Raw genomic sequence first — 16,930 nt, 5'->3', positions numbered from 1 at the left:
CATAAAAATCAAGATCGATGAAATCATTTTTATTCCTTTTACTTCTTTTTGGATGTCTGACAAATCTCCAGGCTACCGATCCGATTAGTAAGAAGACCTTCTATATTCAAGCTGACCTCGGATTTTCTTTTTTTCATTATTATCAACAAGCTTTATTTAAAAAACAGAGCTTGTCCTACCATGGTGCCTTAAGTGTTGGTCACAGATCAATTCCGGTATATCTGGAATATGTATATCCTTCATCCATGCGCTTTGATTATCGCAACAACAGTATTGTTGATCGTTATCAGGAAATTGGGCTTAGGTACAACCTTAATCACTTGACTTACCTTATCCCCCTCGGTTTAGACCCATATGTTGGGGTAGGCTTAATGTGGCGTAAAAATGAATTTACTCAATTTGAATTACAGGAATCTACTACGCCTCAAATACTTTCACAACATCAATCCTCCAGTACGACATATAAACTGTCTGCGGGAATCCGCGCAGGCAGACGTAATTTGATTCTGGGATTGCACTACGACTACCTACCTGGAGGATTTCAAATTCCGAATCCAGAAGGCCATACGCTCCAAATATTCAACAATTTGCATTTATTCTCTGTGAGAGTAGGTATTCGGCTGTATCAGCGTCCAAACCATAAAATCAGATGTCCGAGATTTAAATCAAAGCATAAAAGATCATTATCCTTCTAATCATAACATTGACCTAAAATTTATAGATATGAAAAATATTGTATTTCCAATTTCAATCTTCATCTTCTTGGCCGCTTGTCAAAAGCAAGGAATTGAAACCGTTAAGGAACTCAACAAAGAAGCCATCGAAAGTATTTTTAATCCTGACGACATCGTTCCTCGTCCCGAATCTCACTATGAGGAGACAGACCGAGGTTACAATGAAGATGTCGCTAATAACGGACACAAGTTCCTTTGCAACGGGAAAAAAGTCAAAGAGACTGTGGTGATCGAAAATCTGACACTAAATGCCTTTGACGATGCAGCAGCCACCAATACTGCTTCGCTTTATCCCGGATCTATCATCAAAATCAAAGACTACATGGAGCAAAATGATCTCAGCGGAATCGGAGGAATTAAGCGTGCTCCCATTATGGTGTCCTCTGACCTGGGTGACATTCGGGAAGTCAGGGACCCCTCACAAAGAGGAAATGTAGACAAAGCGATTAAAGAAATGGAAAATGCAGCTGGATCCTTTTCAGCGAATATCAAAGCAGAAGCAAAGGAAGCTTATTCTTTGGAACAGAGTATGGTCCATGTTGGTCTAGATTATAAGTATCTGGGCAATAGTGTCAAAGGTCGATTTGATTTTGAATCCAATATTGAAAAACACTCTTTCATCGTCAAATTTTATCAGATTTATCACACGGCCAGCATTGGTAATCCGGAAACACCTGCAGATCTTTTTCACGAAGAAATAGACCCTTATAAGCTCAGTGATATCACATCGTCGCAAGGTCCACTTGGTTTGATTACAGAAGTAGCATATGGCCGAATGTTGATAGGAATCTTTACTTATGAAGGTGTGGAATACAACACTTCAGCCGAAATAGAGGCAAAGTTCAGATCCGGATTTTCAAAGGTGGATGGCGAAATAAGTACGGACATAAAGAATTTCTTTTCGAATTCAACTTTTAAGGTAGCGATCTTGGGAGGCGATGCACAAGAGGCTGCAGCGGTGGCTGGCTCAGGATTGGGTATGGAATCCATTCAGTCTTGTTTTCAATGGATGAAAGATGGTGGCAGCGATCCATCTCTAGGAGTCCCTATTCAATATAAAATCAGACAATTAAGTGATGCTACTTATCCACTTCTTGCCATTGCAGGAGCTGTGGAATATGAAGTGCCTGATTGTTCGAAGCTACCCAATCACCTGGTCATTAAGAAAACAGAAGTGACATCTTTTCCAGCTTTGAATGAGGATAATGGTGAATGGGACCAACTTGTGATAGGAAAAAAGACCTATAATCCTGATATGATACAGTATTATCAAAGGTATACAAATGGGGAGTGGGACTGGATTGGTAAATTTGATGATCACAAATGGCAGGATGTCCAGTCATCTGACCTGCCTAAATCCTTAAATATCAACATACCGGTGGCTGAAGATCAGTTTCGAAGCGCTCATGTCGTTCAATTCTTTGATCAAGATTTATTAGATCTACAGAAGATGGGTGAAATTCAATTCAACTTCAGTCCATATCTCAAGTCGCTAGCTAAGCCAGAAAATGAAAATGCATATCCTTCGCAAATTGAAATTAAAGACAAGGCTTTCACAGCGATTCTACACCTGGAGTGGACGACGAAATAAATTGTACTTAGTTTTGGTGCCTGATAAATTCATGGATAGACTTGCAATAACGTTCTTCTCCATACATGAAAGGACAATTGTGGTGGTCTGCATACCGAACAGGGACGGCTACCTTATATGTTCCCCCATGATTTCTGTATATGGGCTCGCCATGTGTATAGTAGTTTAGAAAATTATCAGATTGACCATGGATCCAGAAAAGATCCTGGTCAACTTTTTTTATCTCTTCGATATTATGGGTTTCCAGATCAGCATAAAAACTGGCTGGAAGGGATAGCATAGAACCATTTGCCGCCATGGTATTGATACTCCCAATGGGTGCTTCCAACATCAACTTGTGAGCCTTCATCGATCTTGGATTAGCAGCGAGGTATACGCTGGGAATAGAACCAAGGCTATATCCATATAGTATCAATCGTTCATCAGTCAATCCCCGATTTTTTAGCCATTGCAAACAAGCATCTACATCACTCATCAGTGCTGATTCAGAAGGGGATCCGGTGGATAAGCCAAATCCTCGATAATCCATCATCATGACACCGTATCGGGACTTTCCACCTGCATGATAAAGTAATTGAGCCCAGGGATAATAGGTGTCCATGCTACCCGAATTGCCATGATTGAAAACAATGACCGTATCGGTATCTATTTGGTCGATGTCTCCAAGGTATAGTGCGTGAATGGTTTCAACCTGTCCCTCGTGATCTGACTCCAAAGTAAAGTAGTGAAACTCTTCTGATGGAACTGTATATTTCTGCTCCTTGTCAAAAAAAGCATTGTCGGGATAAGCTGACCATTGATATTCTTCAAAGTCTGTTTTCGGGTTAAAGAGCAAGGGTGCCAGATCCTGACAAGAAGCCAGAAAGATCATAAGCGGCAGCATAAACAGACTTTTTTGCATTTTAAAATCTCTTTTGTAGGGTGACATATAATCCATTTGCTCCATGGTCTCCAGTCCTGGCATAACGGACTACATGACCTTTATTCCATGAAAAAGGACCAAGGTTTTTATACTCAAAATTGACCTCCCATTTTTTAATTTTAATGGTCTGTCCCACATAGAAAGCAGGAACCCAGGGATTGTATTGAGAGCCATCAGGAACTTGCCCGGGATATAAATCCAACCACTGTTCCATGCCTCCATAAAATCTACCATATTTGTAATCGTAGAAGAAGTTGCCAGCCAGACTTGGATAAAGGCGATGATTAAATTGCTTTAAATCAACGATACCGTTTAAGGTGCCATTGACAGATATTCCCGGCCACTTACCTTTCTGATTAGATAAAAGATAGGTGCCACCGGCGTCGATTTGCAAGTTTTTAAATATCAAGCTTGTCGTATGTAATCCGGCATGGACTGTAAGTCTATCATTGACACCATATCCTGCATAAACGGAACTGAAGGGGATGGGTAGGATGGTATTGAAAAAGTTAATCAATGGGCCACCTGCATTTACGCCTACTGCCCATTCCTCCTTTTCAAGCGGTTTAACAAATCTAGCAGGAGCGCAATCACTCAAGAGGATCGCGATAAGTATTAAAGAGAATAAGACGCCTGGTTTGTACATAATCTTTGTCAAAACGCAAACATAGATAGTAATGTTCTGGTTATTAACCTTAGTTTTACATTAAAATTAAATTAAAAATGGCAGACGAAAAGAAGCCTGGAAACCAGGTCAACATAGATTTACCGGAAGAAATTGCAGAAGGCACCTACTCTAATCTGGCAATTATTTCCCATTCACATTCTGAATTTGTAGTGGACTTTATCAGACTGGTTCCTAATGTTCCTAAAGCTAAAGTGAAATCAAGGATCATAATCACTCCTGAACATGCTAAAAGGCTCATGAAAGCCCTTGCAGATAACGTCGCAAAATATGAAAAGCAGTTTGGTCCTATTGGCGAATCTCAACAGAAGGAGATTTATCCTCCTATGAATTTCACGCCTACTGCTCAGGCATAACATATCATTTCCCGGTTACGAACCGAAAATAGCAGCTTAGAAATTGGTTAACAGGTTTTACCTGAAAGTTTCCTATTTTAGGAGGAATAAAACTAAAAAATTTGAATAAGGTTTTTAAGCGGCTATTGCTGATATCAGCCTGCTATTTCATTTTCTGCGTGCATCTTCTCAGCGCTCAAGCGGAAGATAGTATAAGAAGTATGATTGATATCTACCTCTCTTTCGAAGGAGATACACCTGGTCTTCAACTGGAGGCCATTATGTATGCGAATGAAGCACTATCTGTAAAGGAAGCTCGAGAAATGGGTGCTACCTTAAATAGTAATGTACTGGAGCGTGCCATGCATGATATGGTCATGGCAGATGTATTTTATTACAAGAATAAAACTGATAGTTCTAGATTCTATTATGAGCAAATGCTCTACAAGGCGATAGAAGCTAAAGATACCATCTTAGCAGACTGGGGAGCAAGTAATCTCTCTTCCGTGTACAGTGTCATGGGAAATCTAGCAAAAGCGCTTCAAATTAAGAAGTATTATGTATCTAAACTTAAAATTAATACTGAAAAGGATGGGACACATTATTACAATTTAGGGAATATTTACTTGCAACTGGGTCAGATAGATAGTGCTACTTATTTTCTGCAAAAGACGGCTGATATAGATAGAAAGAACGGCAACCTGAGAGGACTGCTATTTGATTTACTTGCTGTCATTGAATTGAATTTTAGAGGTGAAAAATTTAGTGAGGCCCTATCGATCTGTGACGAGTGCATTGATCTTGGTAAAGAGATAAATTACACCAGAGGCCTTGCTATGTGTCATTATCTCAAAGCGGATGTTTTGAGGGAGTTGGGCCTTAATGAAGAAGCTCTTTTAGATATAGATCAAGCACTTGAGATAGATGAAGAACGTGGAGATCTTTCTCGATTACCTTTAATCTATCTCATCAAAGGTAAAATTCTACTGGCTTTAGATAGAGCAGATGCTGAGGAGTATCTTATAAAATCAGTTGAAGTCGCTAAAGAAAGAAGCGATCCTTCCGCCGAATCGTCTGCTTTACTCAGCTTGGTCAATTATCATTCAAACAAGGGAGAGTTCTCTCAAAGTGAAAATTATTTGACTGAGGTCAAGAAACTGGTTGATGAGAACAACTTGGCTAGGATTAAGATGGAATATCTGGATGCAGCCTACGATTTATATAGTAAAGAGGGAAGTTATAAAGCTGCGAATGAAGTTCTTGCCGAGAAAGTATCCCTTCTCACTTCAGATAATAGCGAACTAATAGCCAGTCAGGCTGAAAGTATAGATCAATCTTATGACCTTTTTCGGGTCGAAAGTGCTAATGAAAGGCTTGCCTATGAGAAGGAAATTAATGAATTAAAGTCCAAGCGCAAAAATAATCTTTACCTGGGAATCGGGATCATTTTATTGTTAACATCACTGCTTTGGTATTATGCCTATCAAAATCAGAAAAACAGGATGGCTAACGCTGAAGCTGAATCTAAAGAGCGCGAATTGCGTTATTACAATGACCTTTTGAGAAAAGAGATGAATAATCTTCGCTCTCAGATGAATCCTCACTTTCTATTTAACAGTCTCAATTCGATCAATGACTACGTGATGCACGAAGATCCTAAAGTCGCTTCTATTTACCTAACCAAGTTCTCTAGATTAATGCGTACAATACTAAATCACTCTAAGAAAGAATTGATCAGCTTAGAAGAAGAGTTAAAAGCTGTGAACCTTTATATGGAACTTGAGAAAATACGATTTAAAGACAGGTTTACTTATGAATACCAGGTAGACACATCTTTGAATCTTGAAAATTTATTAATTCCTCCTATGTTGATTCAGCCATTTTTAGAAAATGCAGTCAAGCATGGAATGAAAAACTTAGACAGGTACGGTATCATCAACCTTCAAGTGAATGAGAGAGAAGGGCGTTTGGCTATAGTAGTGACAGATAATGGAGTAGGCAGAACCAGAGCAGCAGATGATAAGAGTGAAAATGACATTGGAAGGAAATCTTACGGAACGCAGATCACATCTGAAAGAATAGATCTACTCAACTCCATATATAATGTTAACGCAGAATTAAAATACAGAGATTTATCAGACCCTACGGGAACAGAAGTTACCATTCTTCTGAACCCTATTAAAATCCAGTCTAGAGGATGGAAAGCATTAAAGCAGTTATCATAGATGACGAGGAACACTGCCGTTCTACGCTTAGCAAACAAATAGAATGGTTTGCACCAGAAATCAATTTGATCGGTGAGGCAGAAAGTGTATCCAATGGAATCAAAGAAATTAAGGACAAGAACCCGGAACTTGTTTTTTTAGATATAGAAATGACGGATGGTACGGGTTTTGACCTTTTGAAACACTGGAGCAAGCCTCCATTCAAATTTATTTTTACCACTGCTTTTGATGAATATGCCCTTGAAGCTTTTAAAGTTCATGCCATCGCTTATTTATTGAAACCCATCGATGGAGAAGAGCTGTCGGAAGCAGTCAAGTCCATAACCATTGAAAAACAGGATGTACTGGGCAACAAGCTGGAGTCACTAATGAAGTATCTCTCCGGGAAAGACCAGGTGCAGAAAGTGGCTCTTCCTGTATTAGATGGTTTACAGTTTGTAAAGATTGATGATATTATCAGAGCTGAGGCGAGTGGCAACTACAGCACAGTCTACATGAATAATGGAACACAACATTTCATTTCCAAGACGCTTAAATTTATTATGGAGGCTATCGAGCACTCCAAGTTTATTAGAGTTCATCAGTCCCATCTGATCAACATGGATTACGTCAGTAGATATATTCGTGGCAAGAATGGCCAAATCATTCTTGACGATGGATCTGTCATTCCTGTAAGTAGATCGAAAAAGGAGGATTTTTTGGATTTATTTTAACGTGAGGAATAGCCAAAATAGTAATGCACTTACAGGGCTGCAGCGGAGCTTGGAGAAATGCGTGCCCTATAAGTGCTTGCAAAGGTGGTAGTAAATGAAAGAAATTGAAAGTTGGCAAATCAAAAGCTCTTTAAGGGCTTGCAAGCGCAAAGGCTAGATTTAGCCCTTGAAGAGCAGTGTTATATATGCACTTACAGGGCTGCAGCGGAGCTTGGAGAAATGCGTGCCCTATAAGTGCTTGCAAAGGTGGTAGTAATGAAAGAAATTGAAAGTTGGCAAATTAAAAGCTCTTTAAGGGCTCGCAAGCGCATAGGCTAGATTTAGCCCTTGAAGAACAGTGTTATATATGCACTTACAGGGCTGCAGCGGAGCTTAAGGGGAGGCGTGCCCTTTAAGTGCTTGCAAAGGTGGTAGTAATGGAAAGATATTGAAAGTTGGCAAATGAAAAGCTCTTCAAGGGCGTGCAAGCGCATAGGCCAAATTTAGCCCTTGAAGAGCAGTGTTATATATGCACTTACAGGGCTGCAGCGGAGCTTGGAGAAATGCGTGCCCTGTAAGTGCTTGCAAAGGTGGTAGTAATGAAAGAAATTGAAAGTTGGCAAATGAAAAGCTCTTCAAGGGCGTGCAAGCGCATAGGCCAAATTTAGCCCTTGAAGAGCAGTGTTATAAATGCACTTACAGGGCTGCAGCGGAGCTTGGAGAAATGCGTGCCCTTTAAGTGCTTGCAAAGGTGGTAGTAAATGAAAGAAATTGAAAGTTGGCAAATGAAAAGCTCTTCAAGGGCTTGCAAGCGCACAGGCCAAATTTAGCCCTTGAAGAGCAGTGTTATAAATGCACTTACAGGGCTGCAGCGGAGCTTAAGGGGAGGCGTGCCCTTTAAGTGCTTGCAAAGGTGGTAGTAATGAAAGATATTGAAAGTTGGCAAATTAAAAGCTCTTCAAGGGCTCACAAGCGCATAGGCTAGATTTAGTCCTTGAAGAGCAGTGTTATAAATGCACTTACAGGGCTGCAGCGGAGCTTAAGGGGAGGCGTGCCCTTTAAGTGCTTGCAAAGGTGGTAGTAATGAAAGATATTGAAAGTTGGCAAATGAAAAGCTCTTAAAGGGCTCGCAAGCGCAAAGGCCAAATTTAGCCCTTGAAGAGCATTGTCGTTAAAGAGCAATGCTGATAAAGTAAATCTTTTCTATCAGTGTTCATCACTAACTGGCAACAGCCTATTGCCATTAGCGAATGACAAATTGGCGAAAATCCAATAACGATTGGCGAATTACAGAAAAAATTGGTAATCCAAATTTAAATTCCCATTTTCAATACCAAATCCACAATTAGTATGGCAAAGCACAAAAAGCTCAGAAGCGAAGATTGGTTCGGTAGTGACGATAAAATGGGTTTTGTCCATCGCTCATGGTTGAAAAATCAGGGCTATCCTGATGACGAGTTTCGCGGAAAGCCTGTGATCGGCATTTGCAACACCTGGTCAGAATTGACACCATGTAATGGTCACCTTAGGGAATTTGCGGAAGTGGTCAAAAGAGGGGTTTACGAAGCGGGCGGTTTTCCTTTAGAATTTCCGGTAATGTCACTAGGTGAAACCATTATGCGACCAACTACCATGCTTTTCAGGAATCTCGCAAGTATGGATACAGAAGAGTCGATTAGAGCCAACCCCCTGGATGGCATTGTGCTGCTAACGGGTTGTGATAAAACCACACCTTCAACGGTGATGGGCGCCTGTAGTGTTGATTTGCCAACGATCGTTGTGCCAGGTGGTCCCATGCTCAATGGCAAATTTAGGGGAGGTGAATTGGGATCGGGTTCATTTACCTGGACCATAAAAGCCAATGAAAAATCGGGAGCTTTTTCATCCGAAGACTTCAGAGAGGCTGAAGCTTGCGCATCCCGGAGTCAGGGACATTGTAACACCATGGGGACAGCATCTACTATGGCTTCCATGGTTGAAGCTCTGGGGCTGACAATGCCTGGTGCATCCGCTATTCCAGCCGTAGATGCTCGAAAGAAAACCATGGCCTGGCTGTCAGGCAGGAGGATTGTGGAGATGGTACGAGAAGATCTGAAACTCAGTAAAATTCTAACTAGAAAAGCCTTTGAAAATGCGATTGTCGTTAATGCCGCTGTCGGTGGATCGACCAACTTGATCGTTCACCTATTGGCTATTGCGGGCAGGATCGGCGTAGAGTTAAATTTGGATGATTTTGATAGGTTGGGTAGTAAGGTGCCCTTGTTGGTCAACTTAAAACCTTCTGGTCAATATCTCATGGAAGACTACTATTACGCAGGTGGTTTACCGGTCGTTATCAAAGCGCTTGGTGATTTGCTTCATCAGGAATGCATGACCGTGAATGGTCACATATTAAGTGAAAATACCGAGAAAGCCACATGTTATAATGATCGTGTCATAATGACACTAACTAAGCCTTTGAAACCGGAAGCGGGGATTGCCGTGTTGAAAGGAAACCTGTGTGCCAATGGTGCAGTGATTAAACCCTCAGCAGCCAGCGAGGAATTGATGCAACACAGGGGAAGAGCCGTAGTATTTGAGAGTATGGAAGATTATCACGCAAGGATAGACGATCCTGATCTGGATATTGATCAGAATTGCGTTATTGTGCTGAAGGGAGTGGGACCCAAAGGTTATCCTGGCATGCCAGAGGTGGGAAATGTAGATTTACCTGAAAAACTATTGCTTCAAGGCGTGAAAGACATGGTTCGTATTTCCGATGGTCGGATGAGCGGTACTGCTGCAGGAACAGTGGTGTTGCACATTTCACCGGAATCTGCGATTGGCGGAAACCTGGCTCTGGTGCAGAATGGAGACATGATAGAGTTGGATGTTGAAGCAAGGCGACTTCATTTGGATGTAAGTGAGGAAGAATTAGCTGCGCGAAGAAAAAATTGGATACCTCCAGCACCACTTGCTCAAAGAGGTTATGTTCGCATCTACCTGGATCATGTTCAGCAATCCCATTTAGGAGCAGATTTTGACATTTTAGTGGGTGGTAGCGGCAGTGAAGTCAAAGGCGATAACCACTAACTATATACAATGGCCATTCTTTTTCTTTTAATAAGCGTCCTCCTGATCATTTTACTCACAGTAAGATTTAAGGTCCACCCTTTCGTTGCTTTACTACTGGTAGCTATACTTTATGGTTTTATGGCGGGTATGCCTATGAATCAAATCATTGCATCTGTAAATAAAGGTTTTGGAAACACCTTAGGTGGGATCGGAATGATCATTATTTTAGGTGTTATCATTGGAGCCTTTTTGGAGAAGTCCGGAGGGGCATATGCCTTGGCTAACAAAGTAATCAAAGTTACTGGTCCCAAGAGGGTGCCTACTGCCATGGGGATCATTGGCTGGATCGTATCCATACCCGTTTTTGCAGATAGCGGCTTCATCTTGTTGTCACCTTTGAATAAAAGCTTGTCCAAAAAAGCTGGTATCTCTTTGTCAGGTTCTGCCATTGCATTAGGGCTAGGGCTTACTGCTGCCCATACCATGGTACCTCCTACTCCCGGACCTATTTACGCCGCTAATGAATTGGGAGCTGATTTGGGATTGGTCATGCTGGTAGGTATTCCTATTAGTTTGCTAGCGCTGGCAGTCGGATTGCTTTTTGCAAAGAAAATTGTTGGCAAATCCTATATCGATCCTGCTCCCGATATTTCGGAAGCAGAAATAGCGGAACAGATGAAAACTGCACCTGGAGCAGCCTGGTCAAGTCTGCCCATTGTGGTGCCTATTATTTTGATAGTTGTTCGATCACTACTGGTCACTCAGGGATTTTCCCCGCTTTCAGAGGATTATGACAACTATAATATTGGCATTCGGCTGCTGCTTTTTCTCGGGGAACCCTTTATTGCTTTAATTATAGGGATGTTTCTTTCGTTTACCCTGCCTCGCGGATTGGAAGCCGAAATGTTTTCTACCTCCGGTTGGATTGGAAAGGCACTTGTTAGTGCTGCAGGTATTTTATTAATTACAGGAGCGGGTGGAATTTTTGGCCAGGTTTTACGAGATTCTGGAATAGCGGTAATGTTGGGTGATATTCTAGGAGGAGTGGATTTAGGGATTTGGTTGCCTTTTTTCCTGGCGGCTTCCTTGAAAACGGCTCAGGGTTCTTCCACAGTGGCATTGACAACGGCAGCAGCTATTTTGGCTCCGATCACGGGAGATCTAGGATTTGAAACAGGATTGCAGAAAGCGATGGTGGTGATTGCCATAGGTGCGGGATCGGCTGTAGTTTCGCATGCCAATGATAGTTTCTTTTGGGTATTGACCAGATTGTCGGGAATGAATGTGAATCAAGGATATCGTTTCTTTAGCTTAGGGACACTGATTTTAGGGACATCAGCGGCCTTCTTTTTATTTCTTGCCTATGTGATATTGACATAAATGAAAGCATTACGATTATTTAAAAATCAGGATTTGGTAGTTGTTGAGGTCAATGGTAGTTTTCAGGTGGTGAAGAATTGGACCTGGGACGATTTGTTTACAAAGGACGATGCATTTAACCGTATCACTATGCATATTGACCGTGGACAGTATGAAATATGGGAAGACTTCAATAAAGATTTTATTGAACCTCCAATAAATAGTCAGGAGTTATGGGCAAGTGGAGTGACCTATTTGAGAAGTAAAGAGGGCAGGGAAGAGGAGTCTCAAGCTTCAGGTGGAGCATCTTTTTATGATAAGGTTTACTATGCAGAACGGCCAGAATTGTTTTTTAAAGCCACAAAACACCGGATCGTAGGACATGGATATGCAGTGCGTATTAGGAAAGACAGTACATGGAATGTTCCTGAACCTGAATTGACCCTGGCCATAAATAAGGATGGACATATAATAGGTTATACTATAGGTAATGATATGAGTTCAAGGAGTATAGAAGGAGAGAATCCTTTATACTTGCCACAAGCGAAAACTTATGACGGAAGTGCAGCCTTGGGTCCATGCTTATTATTGACCAATACCGCTTTGAATCCAATGTCCCTGATAATGTTGCAAATTATGCGATCGAGTATTTTGGTTTTTGAGGATCAGATCAGTATAGACCAAATGAAAAGAAAGCATCATGAATTGGTAGAGTATCTGTTTAGAGAATGCTCTTTCCCATTTGGTGTGCTTTTAATGACGGGTACAGGCATTGTACCTTCACAGGATTTTACGCTAGAGATTGGTGATGAGATCAATATATCCATCGATGGCATTGGTGTTTTGATGAATACAGTAAGTAATTAGCAGTCCAGAATAATCACTCACTGACCCAGAATAGGTATTGAGAGGCTTTGAATAGGTATTTAACCTTTTAAAGAGGCTGGTTTGGGATTAATTTAGGTCAATAATTGATCCAATTAGCATCCAAATGAACAAATTAATCCAAGCATTTTTCTGTATAAGCCTGTTGACAAGCGGTTTGACAGCACAAATCGAATCTTTAAGCCATGACATCAATGGTGTAAGAGTTTTCCATCAGACAGTAGACAGTGCCTCCATGCAGGTGCAGCACATGAACTGGGGGAAAACCGCGAATAATATCAGTTCTGGACTTTACTCAACAACCTGGGGTACGGACAATGAGGCTAGCAGTAATCAAGCTACTGCCTGGGGTAATGGAAATACAGCATCTTCATTTAATACTACTGCATTTGGAAACAGAACCATCGCAAGTGGTTCACATGCTACTTCCTGGGGAGCATTCACGGTAGCCTCAGGAGTTTATTCCACTGCGAGTGGTTCTGAGACGGATGTATCAGGGGGCTATGCTATGGGTTGGGGAAGGAAGAATACACTCTCCAGCGCTTACGGAGCAGTTTGGGGGCAAGAAAACAATGTAGGATTTACCTATGGAACAGCATGGGGGTATCAGAATGACATAGAAGCACATTTCGGAACCGCATGGGGCAAAGAAAATCGACTGCAGAGTCAGATGGCGACCACCTGGGGATATAACAACACCGTGACCGGAGACACAAGTACTGTCTGGGGCAGCACCAATCAAGCACTGGCCATGCATAATTCGATTTGGGGAACAAGAAATTCAAGCTCTGGTACTTTTAGTACCTTATGGGGGCTTCAGAATGATGGTTCCGCTGATCATTCAACAATGTGGGGAAGTTTCAATACTTGTTTAGGAGCTTACGGAACAATTTGGGGGCGTAACAATAGAAATACAGGTGCTTTTGGTACGGTGTGGGGTGAAGATTTGACAGCCAATTCGTACTTAAATACTGTCTTTGGAAGGTACAATGTCAATAGACTGGGTACCGAAGGAGGTTGGAAGGATGAAGAAACGTTATTAGCCGTGGGAAATGGCAATGAGGATGAAGCAAGAGATGGATTGATTATGCTTAAGAACGGAAAAGTAGGCTTAAATTTTCTAGCTGAAGAGGGTTTGCCCAAGGAGATTCTAGATGTCCATGGAAATATTCACAGTACCCAGCATGTAAAAGCAAATCAAGTTTTGGCGAATCAAGCAGTCGGAATTGGTACCATGACACCTTCTCAAGAGCTTGAGGTGGTAAGCACCACCGATTCCAGTCATGTAGTGATTAAATCAACTGCAAGTGTTAGTCTCCTAGAATTAGACGGGTCAACACAGTCTGCGATTAAGATGCTTGACAATGGCACTGTAAATGCCGAAATGCGCTGGTCAGGAAGTAGCTTTGATTTGTATAGTTCCCCACCCGTTACTTTTCCTTTGCTTAGAACACCCACGATTAAGATGACGACCAACAATTATGTTGGCATTCGAAAGGGATTATTAGCACCAACTGAGGTTTTGGATGTGAATGGAAGGATTAAGCTTGGAGATGGGTCTAATACACCGTCTGCAGGAGTAATGCGTTATAACCAATCGCTTGCAAGATTCGAAGGGTACAATGGGTTCGTGTGGAATACTTTGGATGGTCTTCCGATCGACGGAGACGGAGACACAAAGATGGCATTCGCAGAATCAGCAGTAGACAGTGTGAAATTCATTGTGAATGGAGATGAGCAGATGAGCTTCAATGGTCATTCATTGGACTTGGGCAAGAAAGGAAATACTTTTATCGGTCACCAAAGTGCTAGACAAGACTTCAACGACAATACAGGTAATACTTCCTTAGGTTGGCTAAGCACACCATTTATTTTTAATGGATTGAATAACACACACATTGGAAACAGTGCGGGGCATGATCTGACAACCGGTGATTTTAATACAGTAGTGGGCGCTTCTGCGATGCTTACCAATCAAAATGGAAGTAAAAACACTGTTTTAGGCTACAATGCAGGTAGAAGAAATACTGGTGATGGGAATATATTCATAGGCTATCTCGCAGGTCATAGTGAACCCGGTAGTAATAAATTATACATAGAAAATACAACGAATCCTAACCCTCTGATCTACGGAGATTTTGAAATAGATTCGCTCGCTCTTAATGGGGATGTGGAAATAGGTGGAGATGTGTTGATGAAAGCAAATGTGAAAATTGACGCGCTTTCTAATTCATTTGGTCTTATTGCGAATGTCATCGCCCTGCCAGATGGAAGAATGGTGAGAGAATTTTTCCCTTCCATCAACTATCACTCTAGCGACTTCACAGACTGGATAGGCATGGTTGGCAATATAAAGCAGGTAAAAAATATGGATAGAGACTTACAAACAAATTTGGTCATCGAAGGTATCCGCTTAAAATATGTAGAATTTGACCCAACAGCACCAAACCTAGTTGTCAAATTTATGCGTCGAAATTTAAATACAGGCGCTTTTGAGACAATATTCACTATTACGGAAACTAACATACCAACTACTCCAATCGAGAAAAATTACTCTTTTGCTCCTGTAACGATAAACAAGGAATTGTATTCCTATTTTCTAGCGACAGAGTTTGACGCTACCCAGATTATTGAGCTAACCCTAATAAGAGATCTATGAAAATTAAAATTGCCCCTTTTTACTTATGGCTTTCTATACACAATTTTAAAACATTGACAATGAACACATCACTGATTCTAATCTTAATAATCATTTCCGTTTCGATTTTTGCTCAAACTAATCCAGTAGAAGTCAAAGTTAGTGATAAGCTCTTAATTAATAATGAAGGAGATACAAGTCAATTGGTCATTAAATCGGCAACGCAGTCCAGCGTTATAGATTTACAAGGTGCAAATATATCTACCATTCGATTTTTACAAGATAATGTCTCAAAAGGTGAAGTAAGATTGTCTGGGAATAACTTTGATCTGTATAGCATGCCACCGGTTACTTTTCCACAATTGAGAACTCCGACGATTAGAATGACATCGGATCGACAGGTTGGAATTAATAAAGGATTGTTAAGTCCCTCAGAAGCTTTGGATGTAAATGGTCGATTAAAGATTGGATACACAGAAGGAGGAGCTTCGCCTGGAGTTTTGCGCTACAATCCCGATGAGAAGAAGTTCGAAAGTTATAATGGAGCCAATTGGAAAAGCTTTGGGAGTTTATCGCTTGATAACGATGGAGACAGTGGGATTCGAATAGTGGAAAGTGGGGTGGACAGTATTGTGTTTAAGGTCAATGGGAATGAAGATATGCGATTCTGTGGTCATGCTTTAGAGTTTGGAAAGGATGGGAATACGTACATAGGTAAAGGAGTGACACCTAGCGACGTTCCACAGAATATCGCTAATACAGTTACAGGCTGGTTATCTGCAAGTAGTATGAGTTCAGGTGTATCAAATACTATTTATGGGTTCAGATCTTCCGAGGAACTATCGACTGGTGATTTTAATACGATTGTGGGTTCTGAAACAGCAAATAAGTTGTCATTCGGCAGTCGAAATACCTACTTAGGTTATCGCTCCGGATGGAATGCAGGACCCGGAAATTCGGGGAATGTTTTTATTGGTTATAAGGCGGGTCAGGACTATATAGGCAGTGATAGGCTGGTGATAGCGAATTCAGAGACTTCGACACCCTTGATTGATGGGAATTTTGCCAGTAAACAATTGGGAATTAATGGAAATCTGGATATTGATGGTAATACAGTTCTGGATGGGCAGGTACAGATTAATGGCGTGACAACGATAGATGATCAGTTGACTAGTCAGGATATAAAAATTGATGACAATGACCCTTTTTTAGAATTTAAGCAGCTGGGAAATTCGCAATTTTATTTTCAATATCAAAGCAGCAACGATCAATTAGTATTAGTAGAAAGTGGTGTAGGTCAAGTAGCTAAATTCAATAATGGAAATGTATTTTTCCCCACATTAGGAAATGAAGCAGGAAAGGAGATGACGGTGGACAATGAAGGAAAAGTAGTATTTGTAGAGCCTATGTCTAATCCTACGCTCACTTACTATGGTACCGAATTCAGCCTTGCCTATGGCGATGCTCTAAAAATCATTGATCTGACTAAGGATTTTCAAGAATATAACAAGTTTTTTATTTCTGAATTAAGAGCAAGATTTGATTGGGATAGCGACTCAGATACTCCAGCTGTGATCTTACGAAGAATGCATAGAGCTACGGGAAATTTTCAAGTATTGAAACTACTGGAAGGCAGTTTCGGTAGTTACAATCAATATTTTTCATCTTCGATGAATCATATAGTAAATACGGATGATTACTCTTACTATCTATTAACTGATAACTCCTATAGAACGGTAATGGAAGTGCAGATAGAGTAGAGAAATTTCAGTGATAAAAAACCTCCCCCATATCCACCTTTAACTCAGGC

General features: G+C 41.0%; 12 protein-coding genes. 10 read left to right on the top strand and 2 right to left on the bottom strand.

What is annotated here, in order from left to right:
- The first annotated feature begins 17 nt into the window (after nt 1-17).
- Complete coding sequence (locus L2567_RS19630; protein ID WP_235299563.1) at nt 18-695, top strand: hypothetical protein; 678 nt, start codon at nt 18-20, stop codon at nt 693-695.
- A 28-nt stretch (nt 696-723) separates the two neighbouring features.
- Nucleotides 724-2,325 carry a thiol-activated cytolysin family protein gene (locus L2567_RS19625; RefSeq protein WP_235299562.1) on the top strand — a complete coding sequence of 534 codons (1,602 nt, stop codon included), beginning with the start codon at nt 724-726 and terminating at the stop codon, nt 2,323-2,325.
- A 7-nt stretch (nt 2,326-2,332) separates the two neighbouring features.
- Here the strand turns inward: L2567_RS19625 and L2567_RS19620 are convergent, their stop codons facing one another.
- Complete coding sequence (locus tag L2567_RS19620; RefSeq protein WP_235299561.1) at nt 2,333-3,289, bottom strand: alpha/beta hydrolase; 957 nt, start codon at nt 3,287-3,289, stop codon at nt 2,333-2,335.
- Nucleotides 3,228-3,845, bottom strand: a complete 618-nt coding sequence (locus L2567_RS19615; RefSeq protein WP_235299560.1) for a hypothetical protein — start codon at nt 3,843-3,845, stop codon at nt 3,228-3,230. Before L2567_RS19615 ends, L2567_RS19620 begins: the two co-directional genes overlap by 62 nt.
- Before the next feature lie 125 nt (nt 3,846-3,970).
- On the opposite strand from L2567_RS19615, the gene L2567_RS19610 reads away from it, so the two are divergent.
- The 8 genes from L2567_RS19610 (at nt 3,971) to L2567_RS19575 (ending at nt 16,880) form a co-directional block, all read left to right on the top strand.
- Nucleotides 3,971-4,288, top strand: a complete 318-nt coding sequence (locus tag L2567_RS19610) for a DUF3467 domain-containing protein (RefSeq protein WP_235299559.1) — start codon at nt 3,971-3,973, stop codon at nt 4,286-4,288.
- 200 nt (nt 4,289-4,488) lie between these two features.
- Nucleotides 4,489-6,492: a tetratricopeptide repeat-containing sensor histidine kinase gene (locus L2567_RS19605; RefSeq protein WP_235299558.1), complete on the top strand. Its 2,004-nt coding sequence runs from the start codon at nt 4,489-4,491 to the stop codon at nt 6,490-6,492.
- Nucleotides 6,465-7,205, top strand: a complete 741-nt coding sequence (locus tag L2567_RS19600; protein ID WP_235299557.1) for a LytR/AlgR family response regulator transcription factor — start codon at nt 6,465-6,467, stop codon at nt 7,203-7,205. Before L2567_RS19605 ends, L2567_RS19600 begins: the two co-directional genes overlap by 28 nt.
- A 1,329-nt stretch (nt 7,206-8,534) precedes the next feature.
- Nucleotides 8,535-10,256: an IlvD/Edd family dehydratase gene (locus L2567_RS19595; protein WP_235299556.1), complete on the top strand. Its 1,722-nt coding sequence runs from the start codon at nt 8,535-8,537 to the stop codon at nt 10,254-10,256.
- A gap of 9 nt (nt 10,257-10,265) precedes the next feature.
- Nucleotides 10,266-11,618, top strand: coding sequence for a GntP family permease (locus L2567_RS19590; protein ID WP_235299555.1), 1,353 nt, complete (start codon nt 10,266-10,268; stop codon nt 11,616-11,618).
- Nucleotides 11,619-12,464 (top strand): fumarylacetoacetate hydrolase family protein, encoded by an 846-nt coding sequence (locus tag L2567_RS19585; RefSeq protein ID WP_235299554.1) that lies wholly within the window; start codon nt 11,619-11,621, stop codon nt 12,462-12,464.
- 124 nt (nt 12,465-12,588) lie between these two features.
- Complete coding sequence (locus L2567_RS19580; RefSeq protein WP_235299553.1) at nt 12,589-15,141, top strand: hypothetical protein; 2,553 nt, start codon at nt 12,589-12,591, stop codon at nt 15,139-15,141.
- A gap of 59 nt (nt 15,142-15,200) precedes the next feature.
- Nucleotides 15,201-16,880, top strand: coding sequence for a hypothetical protein (locus L2567_RS19575; protein WP_235299552.1), 1,680 nt, complete (start codon nt 15,201-15,203; stop codon nt 16,878-16,880).
- Nucleotides 16,881-16,930 lie beyond the last annotated feature (50 nt).

Origin of the sequence: Portibacter marinus (assembly GCF_021533195.1) — a bacterium.
GTDB classification, from domain to species: Bacteria; Bacteroidota; Bacteroidia; order Chitinophagales; family Saprospiraceae; genus Portibacter; species Portibacter marinus.
Note: the sequence above shows the minus strand (reverse complement) of the source record. Positions and strands in the feature narration are given on the sequence as shown.

What these genes read in the sequence shown, in the direction of transcription:
- L2567_RS19630 (WP_235299563.1), top strand. Translation starts at nt 18, where the DNA reads ATGAAATCATTTTTATTCCTTTTACTTCTTTTTGGATGTCTGACAAAT.
- L2567_RS19625 (WP_235299562.1), top strand. Translation starts at nt 724, where the DNA reads ATGAAAAATATTGTATTTCCAATTTCAATCTTCATCTTCTTGGCCGCT.
- L2567_RS19620 (WP_235299561.1), bottom strand. Translation starts at nt 3,289, where the DNA reads ATGCCAGGACTGGAGACCATGGAGCAAATGGATTATATGTCACCCTAC.
- L2567_RS19610 (WP_235299559.1), top strand. Translation starts at nt 3,971, where the DNA reads ATGGCAGACGAAAAGAAGCCTGGAAACCAGGTCAACATAGATTTACCG.
- L2567_RS19605 (WP_235299558.1), top strand. Translation starts at nt 4,489, where the DNA reads ATGATTGATATCTACCTCTCTTTCGAAGGAGATACACCTGGTCTTCAA.
- L2567_RS19600 (WP_235299557.1), top strand. Translation starts at nt 6,465, where the DNA reads ATGGAAAGCATTAAAGCAGTTATCATAGATGACGAGGAACACTGCCGT.
- L2567_RS19595 (WP_235299556.1), top strand. Translation starts at nt 8,535, where the DNA reads ATGGCAAAGCACAAAAAGCTCAGAAGCGAAGATTGGTTCGGTAGTGAC.
- L2567_RS19590 (WP_235299555.1), top strand. Translation starts at nt 10,266, where the DNA reads ATGGCCATTCTTTTTCTTTTAATAAGCGTCCTCCTGATCATTTTACTC.
- L2567_RS19585 (WP_235299554.1), top strand. Translation starts at nt 11,619, where the DNA reads ATGAAAGCATTACGATTATTTAAAAATCAGGATTTGGTAGTTGTTGAG.
- L2567_RS19580 (WP_235299553.1), top strand. Translation starts at nt 12,589, where the DNA reads ATGAACAAATTAATCCAAGCATTTTTCTGTATAAGCCTGTTGACAAGC.
- L2567_RS19575 (WP_235299552.1), top strand. Translation starts at nt 15,201, where the DNA reads ATGAACACATCACTGATTCTAATCTTAATAATCATTTCCGTTTCGATT.